20 protein-coding genes are annotated in these 19090 nt (G+C 71.4%); 7 read left to right on the top strand and 13 right to left on the bottom strand.

Annotation, left to right across the window (positions count from 1 at the left end):
- Positions 1 to 3: 3 nt before the first annotated feature.
- The 3 genes from ACWEV3_RS06890 to lpdA all read right to left on the bottom strand — a co-directional run bounded on the left by ACWEV3_RS06890 (position 4) and on the right by lpdA (position 4182).
- Complete coding sequence (locus ACWEV3_RS06890; protein ID WP_452612952.1) at positions 4 to 891, bottom strand: TIGR01777 family oxidoreductase; 888 nt, start codon at positions 889 to 891, stop codon at positions 4 to 6.
- A 171-nt stretch (positions 892 to 1062) separates the two neighbouring features.
- On the bottom strand, positions 1063 to 2757 hold the full coding sequence (sucB, locus tag ACWEV3_RS06885; RefSeq protein WP_452612951.1) for a 2-oxoglutarate dehydrogenase, E2 component, dihydrolipoamide succinyltransferase: 1695 nt from the start codon (positions 2755 to 2757) through the stop codon (positions 1063 to 1065).
- 54 nt (positions 2758 to 2811) lie between these two features.
- Complete coding sequence (gene lpdA, locus ACWEV3_RS06880; RefSeq protein ID WP_452612950.1) at positions 2812 to 4182, bottom strand: dihydrolipoyl dehydrogenase; 1371 nt, start codon at positions 4180 to 4182, stop codon at positions 2812 to 2814.
- Between the two features lie 265 nt (positions 4183 to 4447).
- On the opposite strand from lpdA, the gene ACWEV3_RS06875 reads away from it, so the two are divergent.
- Entirely contained in the window at positions 4448 to 4792 is a 345-nt protein-coding gene (locus tag ACWEV3_RS06875) for an oxidoreductase (protein ID WP_132482709.1), read from the top strand.
- Between the two features lie 96 nt (positions 4793 to 4888).
- Here ACWEV3_RS06875 and ACWEV3_RS06870 read toward each other — a convergent pair whose 3' ends face one another.
- Both ACWEV3_RS06870 and ACWEV3_RS06865 read right to left on the bottom strand, forming a co-directional pair.
- Positions 4889 to 5389 (bottom strand): OsmC family protein, encoded by a 501-nt coding sequence (locus ACWEV3_RS06870; RefSeq protein ID WP_093277666.1) that lies wholly within the window; start codon positions 5387 to 5389, stop codon positions 4889 to 4891.
- A gap of 140 nt (positions 5390 to 5529) precedes the next feature.
- Complete coding sequence (locus tag ACWEV3_RS06865) at positions 5530 to 7023, bottom strand: leucyl aminopeptidase (protein WP_452612949.1); 1494 nt, start codon at positions 7021 to 7023, stop codon at positions 5530 to 5532.
- 194 nt (positions 7024 to 7217) lie between these two features.
- On the opposite strand from ACWEV3_RS06865, the gene ACWEV3_RS06860 reads away from it, so the two are divergent.
- Both ACWEV3_RS06860 and ACWEV3_RS06855 read left to right on the top strand, forming a co-directional pair.
- Positions 7218 to 8465 (top strand): amino acid permease, encoded by a 1248-nt coding sequence (locus ACWEV3_RS06860; RefSeq protein ID WP_452612948.1) that lies wholly within the window; start codon positions 7218 to 7220, stop codon positions 8463 to 8465.
- 8 nt (positions 8466 to 8473) lie between these two features.
- Positions 8474 to 9148 carry a DUF402 domain-containing protein gene (locus ACWEV3_RS06855; protein WP_452612947.1) on the top strand — a complete coding sequence of 225 codons (675 nt, stop codon included), beginning with the start codon at positions 8474 to 8476 and terminating at the stop codon, positions 9146 to 9148.
- A 55-nt stretch (positions 9149 to 9203) separates the two neighbouring features.
- Here ACWEV3_RS06855 and ACWEV3_RS06850 read toward each other — a convergent pair whose 3' ends face one another.
- Complete coding sequence (locus ACWEV3_RS06850) at positions 9204 to 9500, bottom strand: hypothetical protein (RefSeq protein ID WP_132482717.1); 297 nt, start codon at positions 9498 to 9500, stop codon at positions 9204 to 9206.
- A gap of 156 nt (positions 9501 to 9656) precedes the next feature.
- Between ACWEV3_RS06850 and ACWEV3_RS06845 the strand changes: the two genes are divergently transcribed.
- On the top strand, positions 9657 to 10760 hold the full coding sequence (locus tag ACWEV3_RS06845; RefSeq protein WP_452612946.1) for a branched-chain amino acid aminotransferase: 1104 nt from the start codon (positions 9657 to 9659) through the stop codon (positions 10758 to 10760).
- 131 nt (positions 10761 to 10891) lie between these two features.
- On the opposite strand, the gene cobS is transcribed toward ACWEV3_RS06845, so the two are convergent.
- The 4 genes from cobS to ACWEV3_RS06825 form a co-directional block, all read right to left on the bottom strand.
- Positions 10892 to 11647 (bottom strand): adenosylcobinamide-GDP ribazoletransferase, encoded by a 756-nt coding sequence (cobS, locus tag ACWEV3_RS06840; RefSeq protein ID WP_452612945.1) that lies wholly within the window; start codon positions 11645 to 11647, stop codon positions 10892 to 10894.
- Positions 11644 to 12741: a nicotinate-nucleotide--dimethylbenzimidazole phosphoribosyltransferase gene (cobT, locus tag ACWEV3_RS06835; RefSeq protein ID WP_452612944.1), complete on the bottom strand. Its 1098-nt coding sequence runs from the start codon at positions 12739 to 12741 to the stop codon at positions 11644 to 11646. The genes cobS and cobT overlap by 4 nt, the downstream gene beginning before the upstream one ends.
- Before the next feature lie 18 nt (positions 12742 to 12759).
- Positions 12760 to 13305 carry a bifunctional adenosylcobinamide kinase/adenosylcobinamide-phosphate guanylyltransferase gene (cobU, locus tag ACWEV3_RS06830; RefSeq protein WP_452612943.1) on the bottom strand — a complete coding sequence of 182 codons (546 nt, stop codon included), beginning with the start codon at positions 13303 to 13305 and terminating at the stop codon, positions 12760 to 12762.
- 104 nt (positions 13306 to 13409) lie between these two features.
- Positions 13410 to 14048, bottom strand: coding sequence for a DUF3043 domain-containing protein (locus ACWEV3_RS06825; RefSeq protein WP_452612942.1), 639 nt, complete (start codon positions 14046 to 14048; stop codon positions 13410 to 13412).
- A 227-nt stretch (positions 14049 to 14275) separates the two neighbouring features.
- Here ACWEV3_RS06825 and ACWEV3_RS06820 point away from each other — a divergent pair, with 227 nt between their 5' ends.
- Complete coding sequence (locus ACWEV3_RS06820; protein ID WP_093277650.1) at positions 14276 to 14641, top strand: HesB/IscA family protein; 366 nt, start codon at positions 14276 to 14278, stop codon at positions 14639 to 14641.
- A 63-nt stretch (positions 14642 to 14704) separates the two neighbouring features.
- Here the strand turns inward: ACWEV3_RS06820 and ACWEV3_RS06815 are convergent, their stop codons facing one another.
- Positions 14705 to 15037: a glyoxalase superfamily protein gene (locus ACWEV3_RS06815; RefSeq protein WP_452612941.1), complete on the bottom strand. Its 333-nt coding sequence runs from the start codon at positions 15035 to 15037 to the stop codon at positions 14705 to 14707.
- Between the two features lie 217 nt (positions 15038 to 15254).
- On the opposite strand from ACWEV3_RS06815, the gene ACWEV3_RS06810 reads away from it, so the two are divergent.
- Positions 15255 to 15587, top strand: coding sequence for a hypothetical protein (locus ACWEV3_RS06810; protein WP_452612940.1), 333 nt, complete (start codon positions 15255 to 15257; stop codon positions 15585 to 15587).
- A gap of 62 nt (positions 15588 to 15649) precedes the next feature.
- On the opposite strand, the gene ACWEV3_RS06805 is transcribed toward ACWEV3_RS06810, so the two are convergent.
- Entirely contained in the window at positions 15650 to 15862 is a 213-nt protein-coding gene (locus tag ACWEV3_RS06805) for an RNA-binding S4 domain-containing protein (protein WP_132482729.1), read from the bottom strand.
- Positions 15863 to 16231: 369 nt separating this feature from the next.
- Here ACWEV3_RS06805 and ACWEV3_RS06800 point away from each other — a divergent pair, with 369 nt between their 5' ends.
- Positions 16232 to 17680: an alpha-amylase gene (locus ACWEV3_RS06800; RefSeq protein WP_452612939.1), complete on the top strand. Its 1449-nt coding sequence runs from the start codon at positions 16232 to 16234 to the stop codon at positions 17678 to 17680.
- A 212-nt stretch (positions 17681 to 17892) separates the two neighbouring features.
- On the opposite strand, the gene ACWEV3_RS06795 is transcribed toward ACWEV3_RS06800, so the two are convergent.
- The gene (locus ACWEV3_RS06795; protein ID WP_452612938.1) at positions 17893 to 19083 is read right to left on the bottom strand and encodes a sialidase family protein; all 1191 of its coding nucleotides are present in this window, start codon (positions 19081 to 19083) and stop codon (positions 17893 to 17895) included.
- Between the last annotated feature and the right edge of the window lie 7 nt (positions 19084 to 19090).

Below are 19090 nucleotides of genomic sequence, written 5' to 3'. Positions count from 1 at the left end.
GGCTCACGACGAGACGGCCGCCGCCAGCGCCGCCCCGACCGACGGGTGCTGGAACGCGAAACCCTCCGACTCCAGCACCGTCGGCAACGCGCGCTGCCCGGTCAGCGCCTGGTCGGCGAGCTCGCCGAGGGCGATCCGGAGCGCGAAGCCCGGCACGATCCACGGCGCCGGCCGGCCCAGCGCCTCGCCCAGCGCGCGGGTGAACTCCGCGTTGGTGACCGGCGCCGGGCCGGTGAGGTTGACCGGGCCGGACACCCCGGGCCGCTCCAGCACGAACCGGATGGCACTGACCTCGTCGTCCAGCGAGATCCACGACATGTACTGGGTGCCGTCGCCGAGGCGGCCGCCGAGCAGCATCGAGAACAGCGGCCGGAGCTGGCCGAGCAGCCCGCCGGAAGGGGCGAGCACCAGGCCGGAGCGCAGTCGCACCACCCGCACGCCGGCGTCCGTGGCCGGCTTGGTCGCCGCCTCCCAGCGCTGGCACAGGCGGGCGAGGAAGTCGGAGCCCGGCTCGGACGCCTCGGTCACCGGTTTCGAACCGCTGTCGCCGTAGAACCCGACCGCGGACCCGTTCGCCAGCACCGGGACGCCCCGCTCGGCGACGGCCTCGGCGAGCACTTCGGTCGGCCGCACCCGGGTGTGCACCAGCTGCCGCTTGCGCTCCGGGCTCCAGCGCCTTTCGCCGATGCCCGCGCCGCAGAGGTTCACGACCGCGTCGGCGCCGTCCAGCGCGTCCGCGTCGAGCTGGCCGCCCTCCGGATCCCAGCCCCGCTCGTCGGGAGCGGTAGGGAGCCGGCGAACCAGCCGGACCACTTCGTGCCCGGCCTGCCGCAACGCGGCTACCAGGGACGTGCCGATCAACCCGGATGAACCGGCGACAACCACGCGCATGCCAGGAATCGTCCCGCACCGGCGGGCGCGGTGCGAGCGATTCCGCCGGGATCGAAGCGAAAGGGCCGCCCACCGTGGAGGTGAGCGGCCCTTGTCGCTATCGCCGGATCAGAGGTTCTGTTTCACAAGCGGCTACCCGCACCGCTGAGCAAACCGCCTTCGAAACAGCTCTTAGAGGCCCAGGTCGGCCTCGAAGGCGCCTTCTTCCAGACGCTGCTTGAGCGTGGCGAGGAAGCGGGCGGCGTCCGCGCCGTCGACCAGCCGGTGGTCGTAGGTCAGCGCCAAGTAGACCATCGAGCGGATCGCGATGGTGTCGCCACCGTTCTCGTCGGCGACCACCACCGGGCGCTTCACCACCGCGCCGGTGCCGAGCATGCCCACCTGCGGCGGGTTCAGGATCGGCGTGTCGAACAACGCGCCGCGGCTACCGGTGTTGGTGATGGTGAAGGTGCCGCCGGAGAGCTCGTCCGGCTTGATCTTGTTGTTCCGGGTCCGCGCCGCCAGGTCGGCGATCTTGCGGGCCAGCCCACCGAGGTTGAGGTCCCCGGCGTCGTGGATCACCGGCGAGACCAGGCCGCGCTCGGTGTCCACCGCGATCGACAGGTGCTCGGCACCGTGGTAGGTGACCTGCTTGTTCTCGTCGTCGATCGAGGCGTTCAGCTTCGGGTGCAGCTTCAGCGCCTCGGCCGCGGCCTTGGCGAAGAACGGCAGGAACGACAGCTTGACGCCCTCGGCGGCCTCGAAGTTCGCCTTGGCGCGGTCCCGCAGCCGGGCGATGCGGGTCACGTCGACCTCGATCACCGTGGTCAGCTGCGCCGCGGTCTGCAGCGACTCGACCATCCGGCGGGCCAGCAGCTGGCGCAGGCGGGACATCTTCTGCGTCGTGCCGCGCAGCGCCTTGGCCTCCGCCGACGGCTCCGCGACCGGTGCCGGAGCGGCCGGTGCAACGGCGGCCGGGGCAGCCGCGGCGGCGGGCGCCGGGGCCTGCTTGGCGTCGATCGCGGCCTGCACGTCCTGCTTGCGGATCCGGCCGCCGACACCGCTGCCCTTGATCGCGGACAGGTCGATGCCGTGCTCGTTGGCCAGCTTCCGGACCAGCGGCGTCACGTACGGCGCACCGGCGGCCGACGCCGGCTCGGCCGGAGCGGGAGCCGGGGCCGCCGGCGGGGCCGGGGGAGCGGCGGGAGGCGGAGCGGCAGCAGCCGGGGCCGGGGCCGGAGCCGCCGGAGCCGGCGGAGCAGCCGGGGCCGGAGCCGCGCCGGCGGCGCCGATCACGGCGAGCTTGGCGCCGACCTCGACGGTGTCGTCCTCATCGGCGGCGATCTCCAGCAGCGTGCCGGCCACCGGCGACGGGATCTCGGTGTCGACCTTGTCGGTGGAGACTTCCAGGAGCGGCTCGTCGACCTCGACGGTGTCGCCGACCTGCTTGAGCCACCGGGTCACGGTGCCTTCGGTGACGCTCTCGCCGAGCGCCGGCATGTTGACGTCCGTGCCCGTCGCGCCACCGGCCGGAGCCGGGGCGGCAGCGGGAGCCGGGGCCTCCGGCTGCGGCGGGGCGGGCTGCTCCGCGGCGGGTGCCGGGGCTGCGGGCTCGGCCGGGGCGGCCGGAGCGGGCGCCGCTGCTTCGCCGCTGTCGGCGATCACGGCGAGCTCGGCGCCGATCTCGACGGTGTCGTCTTCCTGGGCGACGATGCGCTGGAGCACGCCGGCGGCGGGCGACGGGATCTCGGTGTCGACCTTGTCGGTGGAGACTTCCAGGAGCGGCTCGTCGACCTCGACGGTCTCGCCCTCCTGCTTGAGCCACCGGGTGATCGTTCCCTCGGTGACGCTCTCGCCGAGTGCCGGCATCTGAACGGAGAAGGCCATCTGTTGCTGACTCCTCGTGGTGTGGCGGGGTGCTGGCTGACTGGGGAGCCGACGTCAGCCGTGCACGTGCAGCGGCTTGCCGGCCAGGGCGAGGTGCGCCTCGCCCAGGGCTTCGGTCTGGGTGGGGTGGGCGTGCACCAGGGGAGCGACGTCCTCCGGCAGTGCTTCCCAGTTGTAGATCAGCTGCGCCTCGCCGATGAGCTCACCGACGCGGTCGCCGACCAGGTGCAGGCCGACCACCGGGCCGTCCGTGGCGCGGACCAGCTTGACCGCGCCCTGGGTCTTGAGGATCTGGCTCTTGCCGTTGCCGGCCAGGTCGTAGGTGAACGTCTCGACCGAGCCGTACTGCTCCTTCGCCGCGGCCTCCGTCAGGCCCACCGAGGCGACCTCGGGGTGGCAGTAGGTCACCCGCGGGATGCCGGCCTCGTCGATCGGCTGCGGGTTGAGCCCCGCGATGTCCTCGGCGATGAAGATGCCCTGCTGGAAACCGCGGTGCGCCAGCTGCAGGCCGGGCACGATGTCGCCGACGGCGTAGACGCCCGGCAGGTTGGTGCGCAGCCGCTCGTCGGTGCGGACGAAGCCGCGCTCCATGTGCACGCCGGCGGCGTCGAAACCGTGCCCGGCGGTGTTCGGGCCGCGGCCGACCGCGACGAGCAGCAGGTCGGCGTCGTAGGTCTCGCCGTTCTCCAGGCTCACCGAGACGCCGGCGGCGGTCGGGGTCGCGCCGGTGAACTTCACGCCGGTCTTGAACTTGATGCCGCGCTTGCGGAAGGCGCGCTCCAGGCGCTTGGAGACGAATTCGTCCTCGTTGGGCACCAGGTGCGGGAGGGCTTCGACGATGGTCACGTCGGCGCCGAAGGAGCGCCACACGCTGGCGAACTCGACGCCGATCACGCCGCCGCCGAGCACGACGACCTTCTCCGGGATGAAGTCGAGGTTCAGGGCCTGCTCGCTGGCGATGACCCTGCCGCCCAGTTCCAGGCCCGGCAGCGTCTTGGAGTAGGAGCCGGTGGCCAGGACCACGTTCTTGCCGGTGTACCGGGTGCCGTCGACCTCGACGGTCTTCGCGTCGACCAGCGTCCCGGCACCCTCGACCAGGGTCACCTTGTGGGCCTTGGCCAGGCCCTGCAGGCCCTTGTACAGGCCGGCGACGACGCCGTCCTTGTACTTGTTGACGCCGTCGATGTCGATGCCCTCGAGGGCGGCGCGGACGCCGAACTGGTCGGCGTCGCGGGCGGAGTCGGCCACCTCGGCTGCGTGCAGCAGTGCCTTGGTCGGGATGCAGCCGCGGTGCAGGCACGTCCCACCGAGCTTGTCCTTTTCGATAAGGACGACGGACAGGCCTAGCTCGGCCGCGCGGAAGGCGCAGGCGTAGCCGCCCGAACCGCCGCCGAGAATGACCAGATCGGCGGACGTGTCGGTCACTTCGCACTCCTCGACAGGCATCGTTGACTAGCTGATGGCGCCGCCGGAACAGGACGTTCACGGGCGCCTGAGAGCCATCTTGTCACCACACGACGGGCGTACGCGACGTGGGCCGGGTGATCTGCGCTGCACTGCCGCGGATCACAACTGCGAGGTCGGCGCCGATCAGCCCGGAGTGAACGCTTTTCACACACGCCCCATGTGGGCGGTGGCATCATCGGAAGCGTCTGCTGTTTCACATCCCCAGCGACGGGAGGCGAGTCCGGTGGGCCTGTTCGACCGGTTCCGCGGGAGGCGTTCCGGCAGGATGCGCGGCGCGAGCTCGGCGGACACCGAGCACCTGATCGGCTGGGCGGCGCAGCGCCGCGGCGTCGAGGGGTACCTGGAGCCGCGCACGACGGTGACCGAGACGACGCTGATGCTCATCGCGCACGACGGCGAGTGGACCCGGCGGCGGGTGGACGGCCCGGCGGCGGCGCACCGGCTGACCCGCAAGATCGGCATCCCGCTCTACGAGGTGGCCAAGGTCGGCTACCCGCAGCGGATGCGGGACTACCAGGCCCGCCAGCGCATCCTCCGCGACCGCGACCGCAAGGCGGCCGACGGCTAGGGCCGTTCGCAGCGGATCTTTGAAGCGGCGCAGCCGCTCAGCCCACTCCGGCAACTCGCACCGCGATGCGGGGCGAGTCTGGAACGGCTTCGATCGTCAGTTCGCGATTCGGGTGGTCGGGGTGCAGTTGACCGGGAAGGTCACCGACTTCGCGATGTAGCAGAGCTCGTGCGCGCGCTCGTGCAGCGCCTCCGCCACGTCCACGCTCGCCCGGTCGGCCACCGTGACCTGGGGCGCGAGCCGCACCTCTTCGAACTGGCCGGAGCCGTCGGGGTTCTCGGCGAGGATCCCGCGCGCCTGGTCGTGGTAGCCGGTGACCACCACGCCGCAGTCCGCGGCCAGGTGCAGGAACCAGAGCATGTGGCACTGCGACAACGATGCGACCAGCAGTTCTTCCGGGTTGTACCGGTCCGCGTCGCCAAGGAAGACCGGATCCGCGGATGCGTCGATGGCGTCCTTGCCGGCCGCGCGCACCTCGTGGGTGCGTTCGTAGCTGCGGTAGGAGCTGGTGCCCTGCCCGGTGTTGCCCGTCCACACGACGTCGACCTGGTAGCCGTGCCGGGCCGTGCTGGGCGCGGCCGGTTTCGTATCGGTCATCGACCCATCGTGACACCGCGGTGCGGGGCAGTGGTGATCCTTTTGAGTTTCACGTCACAAATACGCCACCTCGGCGGCGTAGAACTACTCGCCGTGACGGGGTCGTGGATCCGGCGGACCCACGACCCCGTCGGGACCGGTCAGCCCCGGCCGGCGATGTCGGCGAGGACCGCCGCGATGGTGCGGACCGGGACGCCCGTGCCGCCCTTGGGCGTGTAGCCCCACGGCGAGTTCGTGTTGTAGGACGGGCCCGCGATGTCCAGGTGCGTCCACTGCACGCCGTCGGCGACGAACTCCTCGAGGAAGATGCCCGCGGCGAGCATGCCGCCCCAGCGGTGCCCGGTGATGTTCGCCAGGTCGGCGAGCTTGGAATCCAGGTCGCCGCGCAGCTCCTCCGGCAGCGGCATCGGCCAGCCGCCCTCGCCGACGGCCTGCGACAGCCGCGCCACCCGGTCCCGGAAGTCCTCGCTGCCCATCACGCCGGGCGTGCGCTTGCCCAGCGCCACCACCTGCGCGCCGGTCAGCGTGGACGTCTCGATCAGGTAGTCCGGCTCGTCCTCGCAGGCGCGAGTGATGGCGTCGACCAGGATCAGCCGGCCCTCGGCGTCGGTGTTGAGCACCTCGACGGTCTTGCCGCCGTACATGGTCAGCACGTCGCCCGGGCGGTACGCCGTGCCCGACGGCATGTTCTCGGCCATCGGCACGGTCGCGGTGATGTCCAGCGGGTAGTTGAGCCGGGCGGCCAGCAGCATGGTGGCGATCACCGCGGCGGCCCCGGACATGTCCGAGGTCATCTCCTCCATGTTCGCGGCGGGCTTCAGCGAGATGCCGCCGGTGTCGAAGGTGATGCCCTTGCCGATCAGCGCGACCTTCTTGGCGGCCTTCGGGCCCTTGTGCCGCAGCCGCACCAGGCGCGGCGGGCGGGAGGAACCGGCGCCGACGCCGAGGATGCCGCCGAAGCCCTGCTTGCGCAGCGCGTTGTCGTCGAGCACCTCGACCTCGAGGCCGGCGGAGCGCCCCAGCTCGGCGGCGCGCTCGGCGAAGGACGCCGGGAACAGGTCGTTGGGCGGGGTGTTGATGAAGTCGCGGGCGGTGTTGACGGCCTCGCCGATCGCGGTGGCGCCCTTCAGCGCGTGCGCGTTCCCATCCGCCTTGGCGTCGGCGACCAGGAAGTCCACCTTGGACACCGGGGCGTCGCCCGACTGCGACTTGTACTCGGTGTAGCCGTAGGCGCCCATCACCGTGCCCTGCACGGCGGCCGAGAGGTCCACAGCGGACAGCGTGGTGGCGGCGTGCTCGACGCCGCCGAGCGCGCGGGCCGCGGCACCGGACGCCCGGCGCACCGCCTCGCCGGAAACCCCGCCGTTGGCCGCGGGCTTGCCCAGCCCGACCGCGACCAGGATGCCGGCGCGCAGCTTGCCGCCCGCGGGCAGCTTGACGACCTCGTCCGCCTTGCCGGTCGCGCCCAGCGAGACGAGGACCTTCGCCAGGTCTCCGTCGTACGCGGCGGCGACCTGATCGGTGCCGGGTGCGAGCCGCATGCCGTCGGTGCCCTGGACGGTTCCGACGACGAGCGCGTCCGCGGTCAGCTTGGCCACCGCCGTGTCGGTGAGGGCGAGTTTCGGGGTCGTCACGTGGTCATCCTCCGGGTAACGCATCAACGCTGCGGTGTCAGCAAAGCTCTTCGCACTCTAGAACGCTCGGCAACCGGGAATCAGACCAGGACATCGGTCGGCGTTGCGGTGCGCTCGGGCACCCGGTCGTGACTACTCTCGCGTCAGCCGACAGGCGGCTGCACGCATCGGTGTTCGTCTGTAAGGGTGGTCCCGTGGCCCAACAGGTTGAATCGGCCGGCCGGCTCGCATCCGGTGCCGGTGCGGTCCCGCTCGCGCTAGGCGGGATGCTCGGCGCCGGGGTGTTCGTGGGACCGGCGCCCGCGGCCGCAGCGGCCGGGCCGTGGCTGCCGTTCGGGCTGCTGATCGCGCTGGCGGCCGTCGTGTGTTCGGCGTCGTCGACCGCGTACCAGTCCGAGACCTACCGCGTGCCCGGCGCGGCTTACGTGTGCGTGCGGGCCCGAGTGGGTGTGGTGCCGTCGCGGGTCGGGGCCAGCGCGTACCTGGCCGGGCAGGTCGCCGGGATGGCCGCGATCGCACGGGTGCTGGGCGACTTCTTCCTGCCCTCGGCCGCGCCGCAGGTCGCCGCGGCGGCGCTGCTGCTGGTCGTGCTCTCGGCGACGGCGGGGCTGCGGATCCGGGGCGCCGCCGCCTGGATCTGGCTCGTGCTGACCGCCGCCGTGCTCGGGCTCGTGATGGTCACCTGCTTCGCGATCGAACCCGTGCCACCGATCCCGGCCGGGCGCCCGCTGTCCGACAGCGCGGTGGGCATCACCGGTGCCGCCGCGGTGCTGTTCTTCGCGTTCCTCGGCTTCGAGCGGTTGACCGCGCCCGCCGTCGAGCAGGACCGGTTCGCCTGGTCGTCGATGAAGCGCGGCCTCGTGATCTCGCTGGTCGCGCTCGTCGTGGTGCTGTCGGCGGTGACCGCCGCACTGGTCCACCAGCTGGGCTGGTCGCGGCTGGCGTTGTCGCCGATGCCGATCCGCGAGGTGCTGACCGCCGCCGCGGCCGCCGATCTCGCACCGCTGGTCGGCGTCGGCGCGGCGGTGGCGCTGCTGCCGGTGCTGCTGGGCGCGCTGGAGTCGTTCCGCGGGACGGCGTTGGCTCTCGTGCACGACCGAGACCTGCCGAGCCTTTTGGGACGCACCGGCAGCGCCGGGACGCCTTACGTGCTGGACCTGGTCGCCGGTGTGGCTGCTGCGGCGGTCGCACTGCTGGTGGAGCCCATTCCGGCGATGGCGTTCGCGGCCTGTTGCCTGCTCGTGCACTACGCCTTCGCGAACGCCGGTGCCCGGCTGCTGCTGGCGGACGGCGGGGCCTGGCCGATGCGCGGGGCGTGCCTGGGAATGGGGCTCTCCGTCGTCCTGGCTATGAGCATGCCGATTTCTGCGATGCTTGCGACGCTTGTTGTCGTTGTTGTCGGTCCTTTGGCGACGGGAGGTGTGTCCCGTCGCTGGAGATGAGGCGGGTCATGCTCAAGACGAGTGTTGCCAACATTCCCCTGAAATCCACCACCGAAACGCACAAGTGGGCGCCCGGCGACGAAGTCCACTACAACTTCTGGCGGCTGGACGGTTCCCTCGGCACCGTCCACCCGGCACGGGTGGTCGAGGACGACGGTGCCCACCTGCTCTGCTGGGTCCTGGACGGGACGCCGATCCGGGTCACCACCTCCCCGGACGGCCGCTCGCCGCGCCAGATGCCGTTGGCCGAGCGCTTCAACGGACCGCGGGTCCCGGCCAGGTCGACCTGGCGCGGCACTTCGACGCTGCGCCTGGTGTACGAGCACCGGTGGGCGTCGGTCTGGTGGTTCTTCGAGCCGGACGGCACCTTCCGCAATTGGTACGTCAACCTCGAAGTGCCGTTGGGCCGGGACGCCACCGGCGTCCGGCGCGTCGACGGCGTGCTCGACGTCGAGGTGTTCCCCGACGGGTGCTGGTCCTGGAAGGACGAACACGAGTTGGCCGACGCGCTGGCCGCCGGCCGGTTCGACGAGCAGCACCTGGACCGGCTGCGGTCGGAGGGTGAGCACATGATCGCGCTGGCCGAAGCGGGCCGGTTCCCGTTCGACGGGACCTACTGCGACGCCACGCCCGATCCGAAGTGGGCACTTCCGTCCCTCCCGGAGGGACTGCTGATCGCCTGATGAACCGGGGCCGGGTGCCTTCCGGGGCGACCCGGAAGGCACCCGGCCCGCGGTGTCAGAGCGAGATGAACAGCAGGATGCCGATGACGGCGACCAGGGCGCCGATCCCGCCGACCGAGCCGCCGCGCAGGTCCTTCGGGAAGAACGTCTTGTGCTTGTTGCGCCACCAGAAGGCCCAGCCGGCCGCTCCGGCGACGCCCAGGATCAAGCCGAAGATGTCGAGCCACGAGTAACCGAGCATCACCAGCATGCCGCCGCCCAGCGGCAGCAGCGCCGCCAGGGTGGCGGCCAGCGCGTCTTGCGACGTCGTCGTGGGCCCCGCCGGGACCGGGGTGTTCTGGGCGTGCGTCATGGTCACATCATAGGCGTCGGCCGGCCCGGCTCCACCGCCTCGCGTCACGAACCGTGGCGTTCCTTCAGCGTTGAGTAAGCGGACGACGGATATTTGGACGACCAAGTTCCGTAGATCGGGTTTCCACTGCTCCGAGGCGCGCGATACGGTACGCGCATGACTGGAGCACTGTCGTTCACCCGGACCCCCAACCCGCAACCGGCCAGCAACGAGCGCCGCGCGGAAGTATTGGCGAATCCGGGATTCGGACGGTACTTCACCGACCACATGGTGACCATCAAGTGGTCCGAGGAACGCGGCTGGCACGACGCCGCCGTGGAGCCCTACCACTCGCTGCAGCTCGACCCGGCGACCTCGGTCCTGCACTACGCGCAGGCGATCTTCGAAGGGCTCAAGGCCTACCGCCAGCCCGACGGTTCGATCGCGGCGTTCCGGCCCGACGCGAACGCGCGGCGGTTCCAGCGTTCGGCGCAGCGGATCGCGATGGCCCAGCTGCCCGAGGAGCTGTTCGTCGAGTCGCTGCGGGAGCTGATCGCGGTGGACGGCGCCTGGGTGCCGAGCGCCGAGGAGAGCTCGCTCTACCTGCGGCCGTTCATGATCTCCACCGAGATCGGCCTCGGGGTCAACAACCCGGCCAACGCCTACCTCTACGCGGTGATCGCCTCCCCGGCCGGCTCGTACTTCGCCGGTGGCATCAAGCCGGTCACCGTGTGGTTGAGCCACGAGTACGTGCGCGCGGCCCCCGGCGGCACCGGTGCGGCGAAGTTCGCGGGCAACTACGCGGCGTCGTTCGCCGCGCAGGCCGAGGCCGTGGAGAAGGGCTGCGACCAGGTGGTGTGGCTCGACGCGTGCGAGCGGCACGTGGTCGAGGAAATGGGCGGCATGAACCTGTTCTTCGTGTTCGGCTCGGGTTCGGACGCCCGCCTGGTGACCCCGGCGCTCAGCGGCAGCCTGCTGCCCGGCGTGACCCGCTCGTCGCTGCTGGAGCTGGGCAGGGAGCTCGGCATGCAGGTGGAGGAGCGGAAGGTCACCGTCGAGGAGTGGGAGAAGAAGGCCGCGACCGGTGAGCTCACCGAGGTCTTCGCCTGCGGCACCGCCGCGGTGATCACCCCGGTCGGCCACGTCAAGCACCGCGACGGCGAGTTCACCGTCGCCGACGGCAAGCCGGGCGAGGTGACGATGAAGCTGCGCGAGCGCCTCACCGGCATCCAGCACGGCACGGTCGCCGACACCCACGGCTGGATGACCAAGCTCGGCTGACGGCCCAGGGTCCGCAATTTCCATTGAAATTGCGGAAGTTGTCCACAACCTTCGGCGTGTCGGGTGCCCGGCACGCCGAAGGTCCGCAATTTCCATTGAAATCGAATCTTCGATTTCAATGGAAATTGCGGTCAGGCGATGGCCGTGGTGGTGAGGATCGCCGTGGTCGTGAGGACTGTGGTGGTCGCGAGTTCGGAGGCGGCGCCTAGGACGTCTCCGGTGATTCCGCCGAAACGGCGCCGGGTGTGCCAGGTGAAGGCGAGCAGCAGGGCCGCGGCGAGGACCACGGCGAGGGCCGCTTGCCAGCCGAAGCCGACGCCGGCCACCGCGAGCAGGGCGAGCCACCAGGCGGCGACCAGCCACGTCGGTTGGCTGCCCGCGACCAGCGCCCCCATGCCTTCGGGGCGCGCGGCGGGCACGCCGGTCCGGCAGCACAGCACGAATCCGGCGCGGCCGACCGCGCAGGCCAGGACGAGCGTCAGCGGCGCATTCGCCAGCTCGGCGAGGCTGGCCGCCTGGACGCCGAGCACGAGGATCAGCGCGACCACCGCGAACGGCCCGGCCCCGCCGTCGCGCATCACGGTCAGCGCGCGCTCCGGCGGTCCGTAGCAACCGAGACCGTCCACCGTGTCCGCCAGGCCGTCCACGTGCATGCCCCGCGTGACCAGCACCAGGACGCCGACGGTGAGCAGCCCGGCCAGCAGCGGGGGAGCGCCGAGCGCGGTCAGCGCCCAGAGCGCGGCGGCGCCGAAAGCGCCGACCAGCGCGCCGACGAGCGGTGCGAAGGAGATCGCCTGGCGGCAGGTGCGGTCGTCGACGCGCTGCGCGGGCACCGGCAGCACGCTCAGCCACGACACCGCCAGGCGCAGGCCGTCCAGCACCGTCACGCCGTCGGGCCGGTGGCCTCGGCCTCGGTCGGACCGACGACGCCGGCCTCGGCGAAGGTGGCCATTTCCCGCAGCACCCGCACCGCGGCGGCGACCACCGGCAGCGCGGTGAGCGCCCCGGAACCTTCGCCGAGCCGCATCTGCAGGTCGAGGATCGGGGTGAGGTCGAGGTGGTCGAGAACCAGCGGTCCGCCCGGTTCGGCGGAGCGGTGCCCGGCGAGCCACCACTGCCGGGCGCCGGGCGCGAGCTCCTCGGCGACCAGCGCCGCCGCGCCCACCACGACACCGTCCAGCAGCACCGGCGTGCGCCGCACCGCCGCCTGCGCGAGGAATCCGGCCAGCGCGGCGATGTCGGCGCCGCTGGAGGTCCGCAGCAGCTCCACCGGGTCGTGGAGCACCTTCCTGGCGCGGCGCAGCGCGTCGCGGATCGCGGCGGTCTTGCGCATCCAGGCGTTGTCGTCGATGCCGGTGCCGCGGCCGACGACCGCCACCGGCTCGGTCCCGGTGAGCGCGGAGATCAGCACCGCGGCCGGGGTGGTGTTGCCGATGCCCATGTCCCCGGCGATGAGCAGGTCGGCGCCGGAGTCGATCTCCTCGTCGGCGATGGTGCGCCCGGCGTTGATCGCGGCGTCCACCTCGGCTGCGGTGAGGGCGTCCTCCCGGTCGATCGAGCCCGACCCGCGCCGCACCTTGTGCGCGCTGACCACCGGAGGTGTGTCGGTGTTGACCGCCATGTCCACCACGCGCACCGTCGCGCCGGACCCGGCGGCCAGCGCGTTGACCGCCGCGCCGCCGCTGAGGAAGTTGCCGACCATCTGGCCGGTCACGTCGCTGGGGTAGGCCGAGACGCCGTGCGCCGCGATGCCGTGGTCCCCGGCGAAGACGATCACGCGAGGGCGGGCGAACGGGCGCGGCGGGCAAGCGCCCTGCCGGGCCGCCACCCAGACGCCGAGTTCCTCCAACCGTCCCAGCGAGCCGGCGGGCTTGGTCAGCTGCTCGTGCCGGGCGACAGCCTGGCGGCGGGCCTGCTCGTCGGGCGCCGGTACCGCCGGGAACCTGATCGGGCCGGACTGGTTCTGGTCGTCGGTGGACAAGCGAAAACCTCCGTTGAATCAGCGCAGCCGGAGCGGGAGCCCGGCGACGAGCAGGACGACCTCGTCGCAAACCTCGGCCAGCCGGGCGTTGAGCGAGCCGAGTTCGTCCCGGAACAGCCTTCCAGACCTGGTCGCGGGAACGACCCCGAGGCCGACCTCGGCGGAAACGAGCACGACCCGCGCGGAACACCGGGCGACGGCCTCGACCAGCGCGGCGCAGTGCCCGGCCACGACGTCGAGCGCGGCCGGATCCCGATCCCACGCACCGGCGTCGTCGAGCACCCCGGTCAGCCAGGTGGCCAGGTCATCGACCAGCACCGTCGCAGCAGGGGATGCCCCGGTCAGCACGCGCAGCAGTGCATCGGCGTCCCCGGCCTCGACGGTCCGCCAGGTGTCGGGCCGGCGGGCGACGTGCGAGGCGATCCGCTCGGCCCACTCGAGGTCGTCCGGATCCCGCCGCGCGGTGGCGACGTAGGTGACGGGCTCAGCGGCCGGCACCAATCCCTCGGCGTGCGCGGACTTGCCGGACCGAGCCCCGCCGAGCACCAGAGTGCGCCCACCCACCAGCAAAACCTCCGCGTTACGACAGACGCTCGGACGCTACCCGGAACCGGACGTGGAAGATCGATTCGCCCCGGCCGGGTGCGGCTCCCGCGGAATTGCCGGGATCAGGCGACCTTGGCGATGTCCTTGGGGGTGTAGCGGGGGCGGGGGACCCGGAGCTTGCGGATCTGCATCGCGCGGGTGAAGGCGTACCAGCCCAGGGAGAACGGGCGGTCCTTGGCGTCCGGGAACTTCGCGCGCACCCGCTTGTTCACGTAGCGGCCGAGCAGGGTGCCCTCGACGACCATCATCACCAGCAGCACCATGCAGAACAGCGTCGCGTACTGCTGGATCACCAGGTTCTGCGCCAGCGTGGTGGCGAACACGATCAGCACCAGCGGCATGAACAGGCCCATCAGGTGCCGCCGGGTGTCGACGAGGTCGCGGACGTACGCGCGCACCGGGCCCTTGTCGCGGGGCATCAGGTAGCGGTCGTCGCCCTGCATCATCCGCTCGCGGCGTTCCTTCGCCGCCTGGCGGCGCTCGTCCTTGTTGCCGCGCGCCCGCTTGACCGCCTCGCGCTGGGTCTTCGGCGGCGGCGGGACCGGGCCGCGTCGCTTGCCTTCCGCTTCCCGGCGCTTCGGCGTGGGCTTCCCCTTCTTGGGGGTGTGATTGGGGGCATGCTCCGCCGCAGCCGGGCCGGTCTCGGTGTCGGACTCGGTGGTGGCGGTCTGCTCAGCGCTGTTACGGCGAAGGAACCTCACTCCAACAGGGTATTCGACGCCACTGCCGGGGCTGCAGCAGACCGGACACCTGCGGCGGAACAGACAACGGGTGGCCACATCACACCAGCTAGGCGGGTGGCTGTGCCACCATGGGCGGAGGAGACAAGACACAGCTCCCCCGGGCGGCGCCCGTGGGAATAGCCCGAGCCCGGGTGGGGTTGCACCTCACGCCGGAATCGGATGAGCGAGACCTCTAGGGAGAGTCCATGACCGCCCCGAACACCACGACCGAGAGCGAGGCGCCCGCCCACGGTGTCACGTTGACCGACTCGGCTGCTCACAAGGCCAAGGCCCTGCTGGAGCAGGAGGGCCGCGACGACATGCACCTGCGCATCGCCGTGCAGCCCGGCGGTTGCGCGGGCCTGCGCTACCAGCTCTTCTTCGACGAGCGGAGCCTCGACGGCGACGTCCGGCGCGACTTCGAGGGCCTGGGCGTGGTCGTCGACCGGATGAGCGCCCCCTACCTGCAGGGCGCGGTGATCGACTTCGTCGACTCGATCGAGAAGCAGGGCTTCACCATCGACAACCCGAACGCCGGCGGGTCGTGCGCCTGCGGCGACTCGTTCCACTGATCGAGCAAGCCGATCTGGCATGAGGCCGGTGCCCGCGGGCGCCGGCCTCCTTGCTGTCCGGGCTCATGCCGGCGGCGCGCCCACCCGCAGCCGGTTGCCGTCGGGGTCGCGCAGTTCGATCTCGCGCCCCCAGTCGGCGTGCTCGATCTGGGCGCCGAACGCGTCCGCGATGGCATCCAGGTCGCGGACGCGGAGGTACACCAGCGTGTCGGGGCGGGCGTCGCCCTCGTGCTCGGACAGGAACAGCTTCAACGCGCCGCGGGCCACCTCGACGAAGGCGGGCAGCCCGGGTTCGAAGCGGTGTTCCCACTGCGCGGCGAAGCCCAGCCGCTCGTACCAGGCGACCGCGGCGGCGGCATCCGCGACGCGGAGGATCGGGATGACTTCCTCGTTCATGCCGCCATCGTCCCAGCCGGCACCGGCGGTCACGCGGGATCGGGCAGGCCCGCGATGTAGGCCGTGATGGCGTCCCGGAACGCTTCGGCGTCGACCTGCGCCGCGTCGACGGCGCGGACCGCGGGTGTTCGCCCTCGTCGGCGTCGTCCCGACGCCGAACCAGCTGGTTCGGCGTGGCGCTGGCCGTCGGGGGCTGGGCGTTCATCGGGTTCGACGCGTGCGTGTCGACCTCGGAGGAGACCCGCAACGCGACCCGGCACGTGCCGCGCGCGATCTGGATCGCGCTGCTGAGCGTGGGCGGGCTGGTCAGCCGGAAACAGGCGCCGGTCGGCGGCGCCGTCGCGGTGACTGTGGTGGCCTGCTGCTGGCGCTCAACCGCGCCGCCATCGGCAGCGTCAGCACCTTCGGCACCTCTGCCTTCTACCTGACCTTCCTGATGGTCGCGGCCCGCTTCGACGGCGACCCGCTCGCCTGCGCCCCGGACGAGCTGCCGGATCTCGGGGTGGCCTGCACCATCGTCGGCGGCCGCATCGTGCACGAGGTGACCTGATGAGCGAAGGGCGCCTTCGCCGAAGCTCGGCGAAGGCGCCCTGCCGTCTGCGGTGGCGGCCGTCAGCGGGTGACGACCCGGACGACCTCGCCGCCGAGGACGACCTCGTCGCCTTCGACCAGCTGCTTGCCGCGGCGGGTCTCGACCGCGCCGTTGACCTCGACCTGGCCGTCCTCCAGCAGCTCCTTCGCCTCCGCTCCGTGCTCGACGAGGCCCGCCAGCTTCAACAGCTGCCCGAGCCGGATCATGTCGTCCCGGATCTCCACTTCGCGCATGCCGTCATTGTCCGCCGCGTGCCCGGTGCGCGGCCGGGCCGGGCACGGCGCTGCGCTCGGTGCACGGGCGGTCACCCGGTGCTGCAGGTTCGTTGCTGGATGACGTTTTGACTGGTCAGGGGTCGTGAGTGTGTTGGGTCGCCATAGCGCCCCAAAACGCTCACGGGCGATCACCTACGGAAACGATGCGCCCCTCGCGTTGCATCGACCAGGATCGATCCGACGTGTGTCCACATCGGATCAATGGAGATTTTTTGCAATAATTTGCAGTGATTTGGGCAGGTGAATGCTGGTGCAGATGGTGTATTGACTTAACATCTGCAAGAAAATGTGATCGTAGGCGACCCACTCGACGCAGAGGAGGTTGTCATGCGAATGCCGTTGTTGCTGCTGGCCGCGGTGCTCGGCGGCACGGCCCTGGTGCCCGCCGCGGCGGGCCTGCCGGCGGCGCCCGCCGCCGCGCCGGTGCGCGGCCCGATCATCCAGATGTTCCAGTGGCCGTGGGATTCCATCGCGCAGGAGTGCACGAGTTTCCTGGGCCCCAAGGGATTCGGCGCGGTGCAGGTGTCGCCGCCGCAGGAGCACGTGGTGCTCGCCGACGCGGGCCACCCCTGGTACCAGGACTACCAGCCGGTGAGCTACCAGCTGCAGTCCCGGCGCGGCAACCGGGAGCAGTTCGCCGCGATGGTGCAGGCCTGCAACGCCGCGGGCGTGCAGATCTACGCCGATGCCGTGGTCAACCACATGAGCGGCACCGGATCGGCCGGCAGCGGGCCGGGCAGCGGCGGCTCGTCCTACTCGAAGTACGACTACCCGGGCGTCTACTCGGACGCCGACTTCCACGGCTGCCGCCGGGACATCGCCAACTACAACGACAAGTGGGAGGTGCGCAACTGCGAGCTCGTCGGGCTCGCCGACCTCGCGACCGAGTCCGAATACGTGCGCAACACCGAGATCGCCTACCTCAACGACCTGGTGGGCCTGGGCGTTTCCGGGTTCCGGGTGGACGGTGTCAAGCACATGCCGCCGGAGGACGTCGGCGCGATCTTCGGGTCGCTGCAGAACGTTCCGGGGACGGGCGCCAAGCCGTACGTCTTCCAGGAGGTGATCGCGGACGGCACGACGACGGCGGGGGAGTACGCCGGCAACGGCGACGTCACCGAATTCGCCTACTACGGCACGGTCGCCAACGCGTTCAAGAACGGTTCGCTGGCAGGGCTGGCGAACCTGCCGGACCAGATGCCGCTGCCGAGCGAGCAGGCCGTGGTCTTCATCGACAACCACGACACGCAGCGCAGCTCGCCGACGCTGACCTACAAGGACGGCGTCACCTACGACCTGGCCGTCGCGTTCGAGCTGGCCTACCCGTACGGGACGCCGCAGCTGATCTCCAGCTTCGCCTTCGACAACCCCGACGCCGGGCCGCCCGCCGCCGCGGACGGCACGACCGAGGCCGCCAGTTGCGACAACTCGGCTTGGGTGTGCGAGCACCGGCGCGCCATCATCGCGGGGATGGCCGGGTTCCACGCCGCGGTGCAGGGCGAGGAGCTCACCGGCTGGTGGGACAACGGCAACGGGCAGATCGCGTTCGGGCGCGGGGACGCCGGGTTCGTCGTGATCAACCGGGAAGGCGGCGAGCTGTCGCAGACCTTCCAGACGTCGCTGCCCGCGGGAACCTACTGCAACGTGATGACCGGCGAGCTCTCCGGCGGGTCGTGCACCGGCGACGCGGTGGAGGTCGGCGGGGACGGCAAGTTCACCGCCACCGTCGCGGCCAACTCCGGTGTCGCGCTGCACGCGGGCGCGAAGCTCGGCTGATCTTCCGGAGATCCTGGTGCAGTTCCGGCCGGTATATCCACAGTGGATGCGGGGCGCCTGTGGAGGCGCCCCGCGTTCGTGGCTCCGGCGGGGCTCGGTCGTGGTCGGCGGTCAGCGGGTCTCGACGTCCCGGAAACCCGCCTGGCGCAACCACTCCCGAAGACCCGGGACGGGATGGCCGTGGACGATGGACTCGCCGTGCCAATGGATTTTCAGCGCGCCAGGTCGTTCTCGCTGAACCTCGCGTAGCGGATCGTCTCGTTCGCGTCGCCGGAGCTCGGCGAGCCCGCCTCGTAGAGCAGGCCGGCCCAGCCGCCGCCCAGGTTGATCAGGTCCGAGTAGGCCGACCAGGTCGCGTCCACGACCGTGCCCACCTCCTGCCAGGTCGCGCCCTCGTCCGACGACGTGCGGATGCGCATCGTGTGGCGGCGGTGGTCCATGTCCGGATTCGTGTTGTACGGCCCGGAGAACAGGATCAGGTTGTGCGGGTCGCCCGCCGTCGTCGCGCGCAGGCGCACCACCGAGCCCTGCACGACCGGGCCCTTCAGCTGCGGCACGACCTCGAACGGCGCGCGGAACGTCGCCCCGCCGTCCGCGCTGACCGCGTGCGCCCGGTTGCCCTCGGCGATCGTCGTCCCGGAGTTGTCCTGGTTGCGGGCCGCCGCGTAGATCTCGGCGTCGACCGTTTCCAGCAGGCTCAGCTCCTGCGGCTTGATGGCCTTGCCGGTCCGGTCGTCCAGCGCGCCGAGCCGCCAGTTCGTCCCGCCGTCGTCGCTGTAGACGATCCCGGCGCCCTTCACGCCGCCCTCGCCCTCGAAGTTGATGCCCGCCACCATGCGGTTCACGTGCTCGCCCCGGGTCATCTGCAGGCCGTGGCCCGGACCGGTGGCGTACCAGGTGTTCCACTCCGGCTTCGTCAGCTGCGGCTGGGCCACCGGCTTCGTCCACTGCGTACCCTGCGGGTTCGTGCTGTGCTGCAGGAACGGCGTCCGGGTGCAGCCGTTGCCGCTGCACTGCGGGCCCGGGTTGTGCGTCGTCAGCAACGAGATCCGGCCGGTGGCGCGGTCCACGATCGGCACCGGGTTGCCGCGGGTGTCGCCGGCGCCATCGGTGACCAGCTCCAGCGGCCGCCACGTCTTCCCGTCGTCCGTCGAGCGCTTGAGTACCACGTCGATGTCGCCGGTGTCGTCGCAGTTGTTGTGGCGGCCCTCCGCGAACGCCAGCAGCGTGCTCCGGTCCTGCGTGCGCACCAGGGCGGGGATGCGGAAGCAGTTGTAGCCGCCCTCGCCCTTCGTGAAGATCGTCTTCCCGGCGATCGCCAGGGGCTCGCTGGTCGCGGTCGTCTGGGTGGCGCCCAGCAGCAGCAGCGCGGCCCCGGCCGCCGCCCCCGCGAGCTTCGTCATCCGGCGC

The organism is Saccharopolyspora sp. NPDC003752 (genome assembly GCF_053605825.1).
Note: the sequence above shows the minus strand (reverse complement) of the source record. Positions and strands in the feature narration are given on the sequence as shown.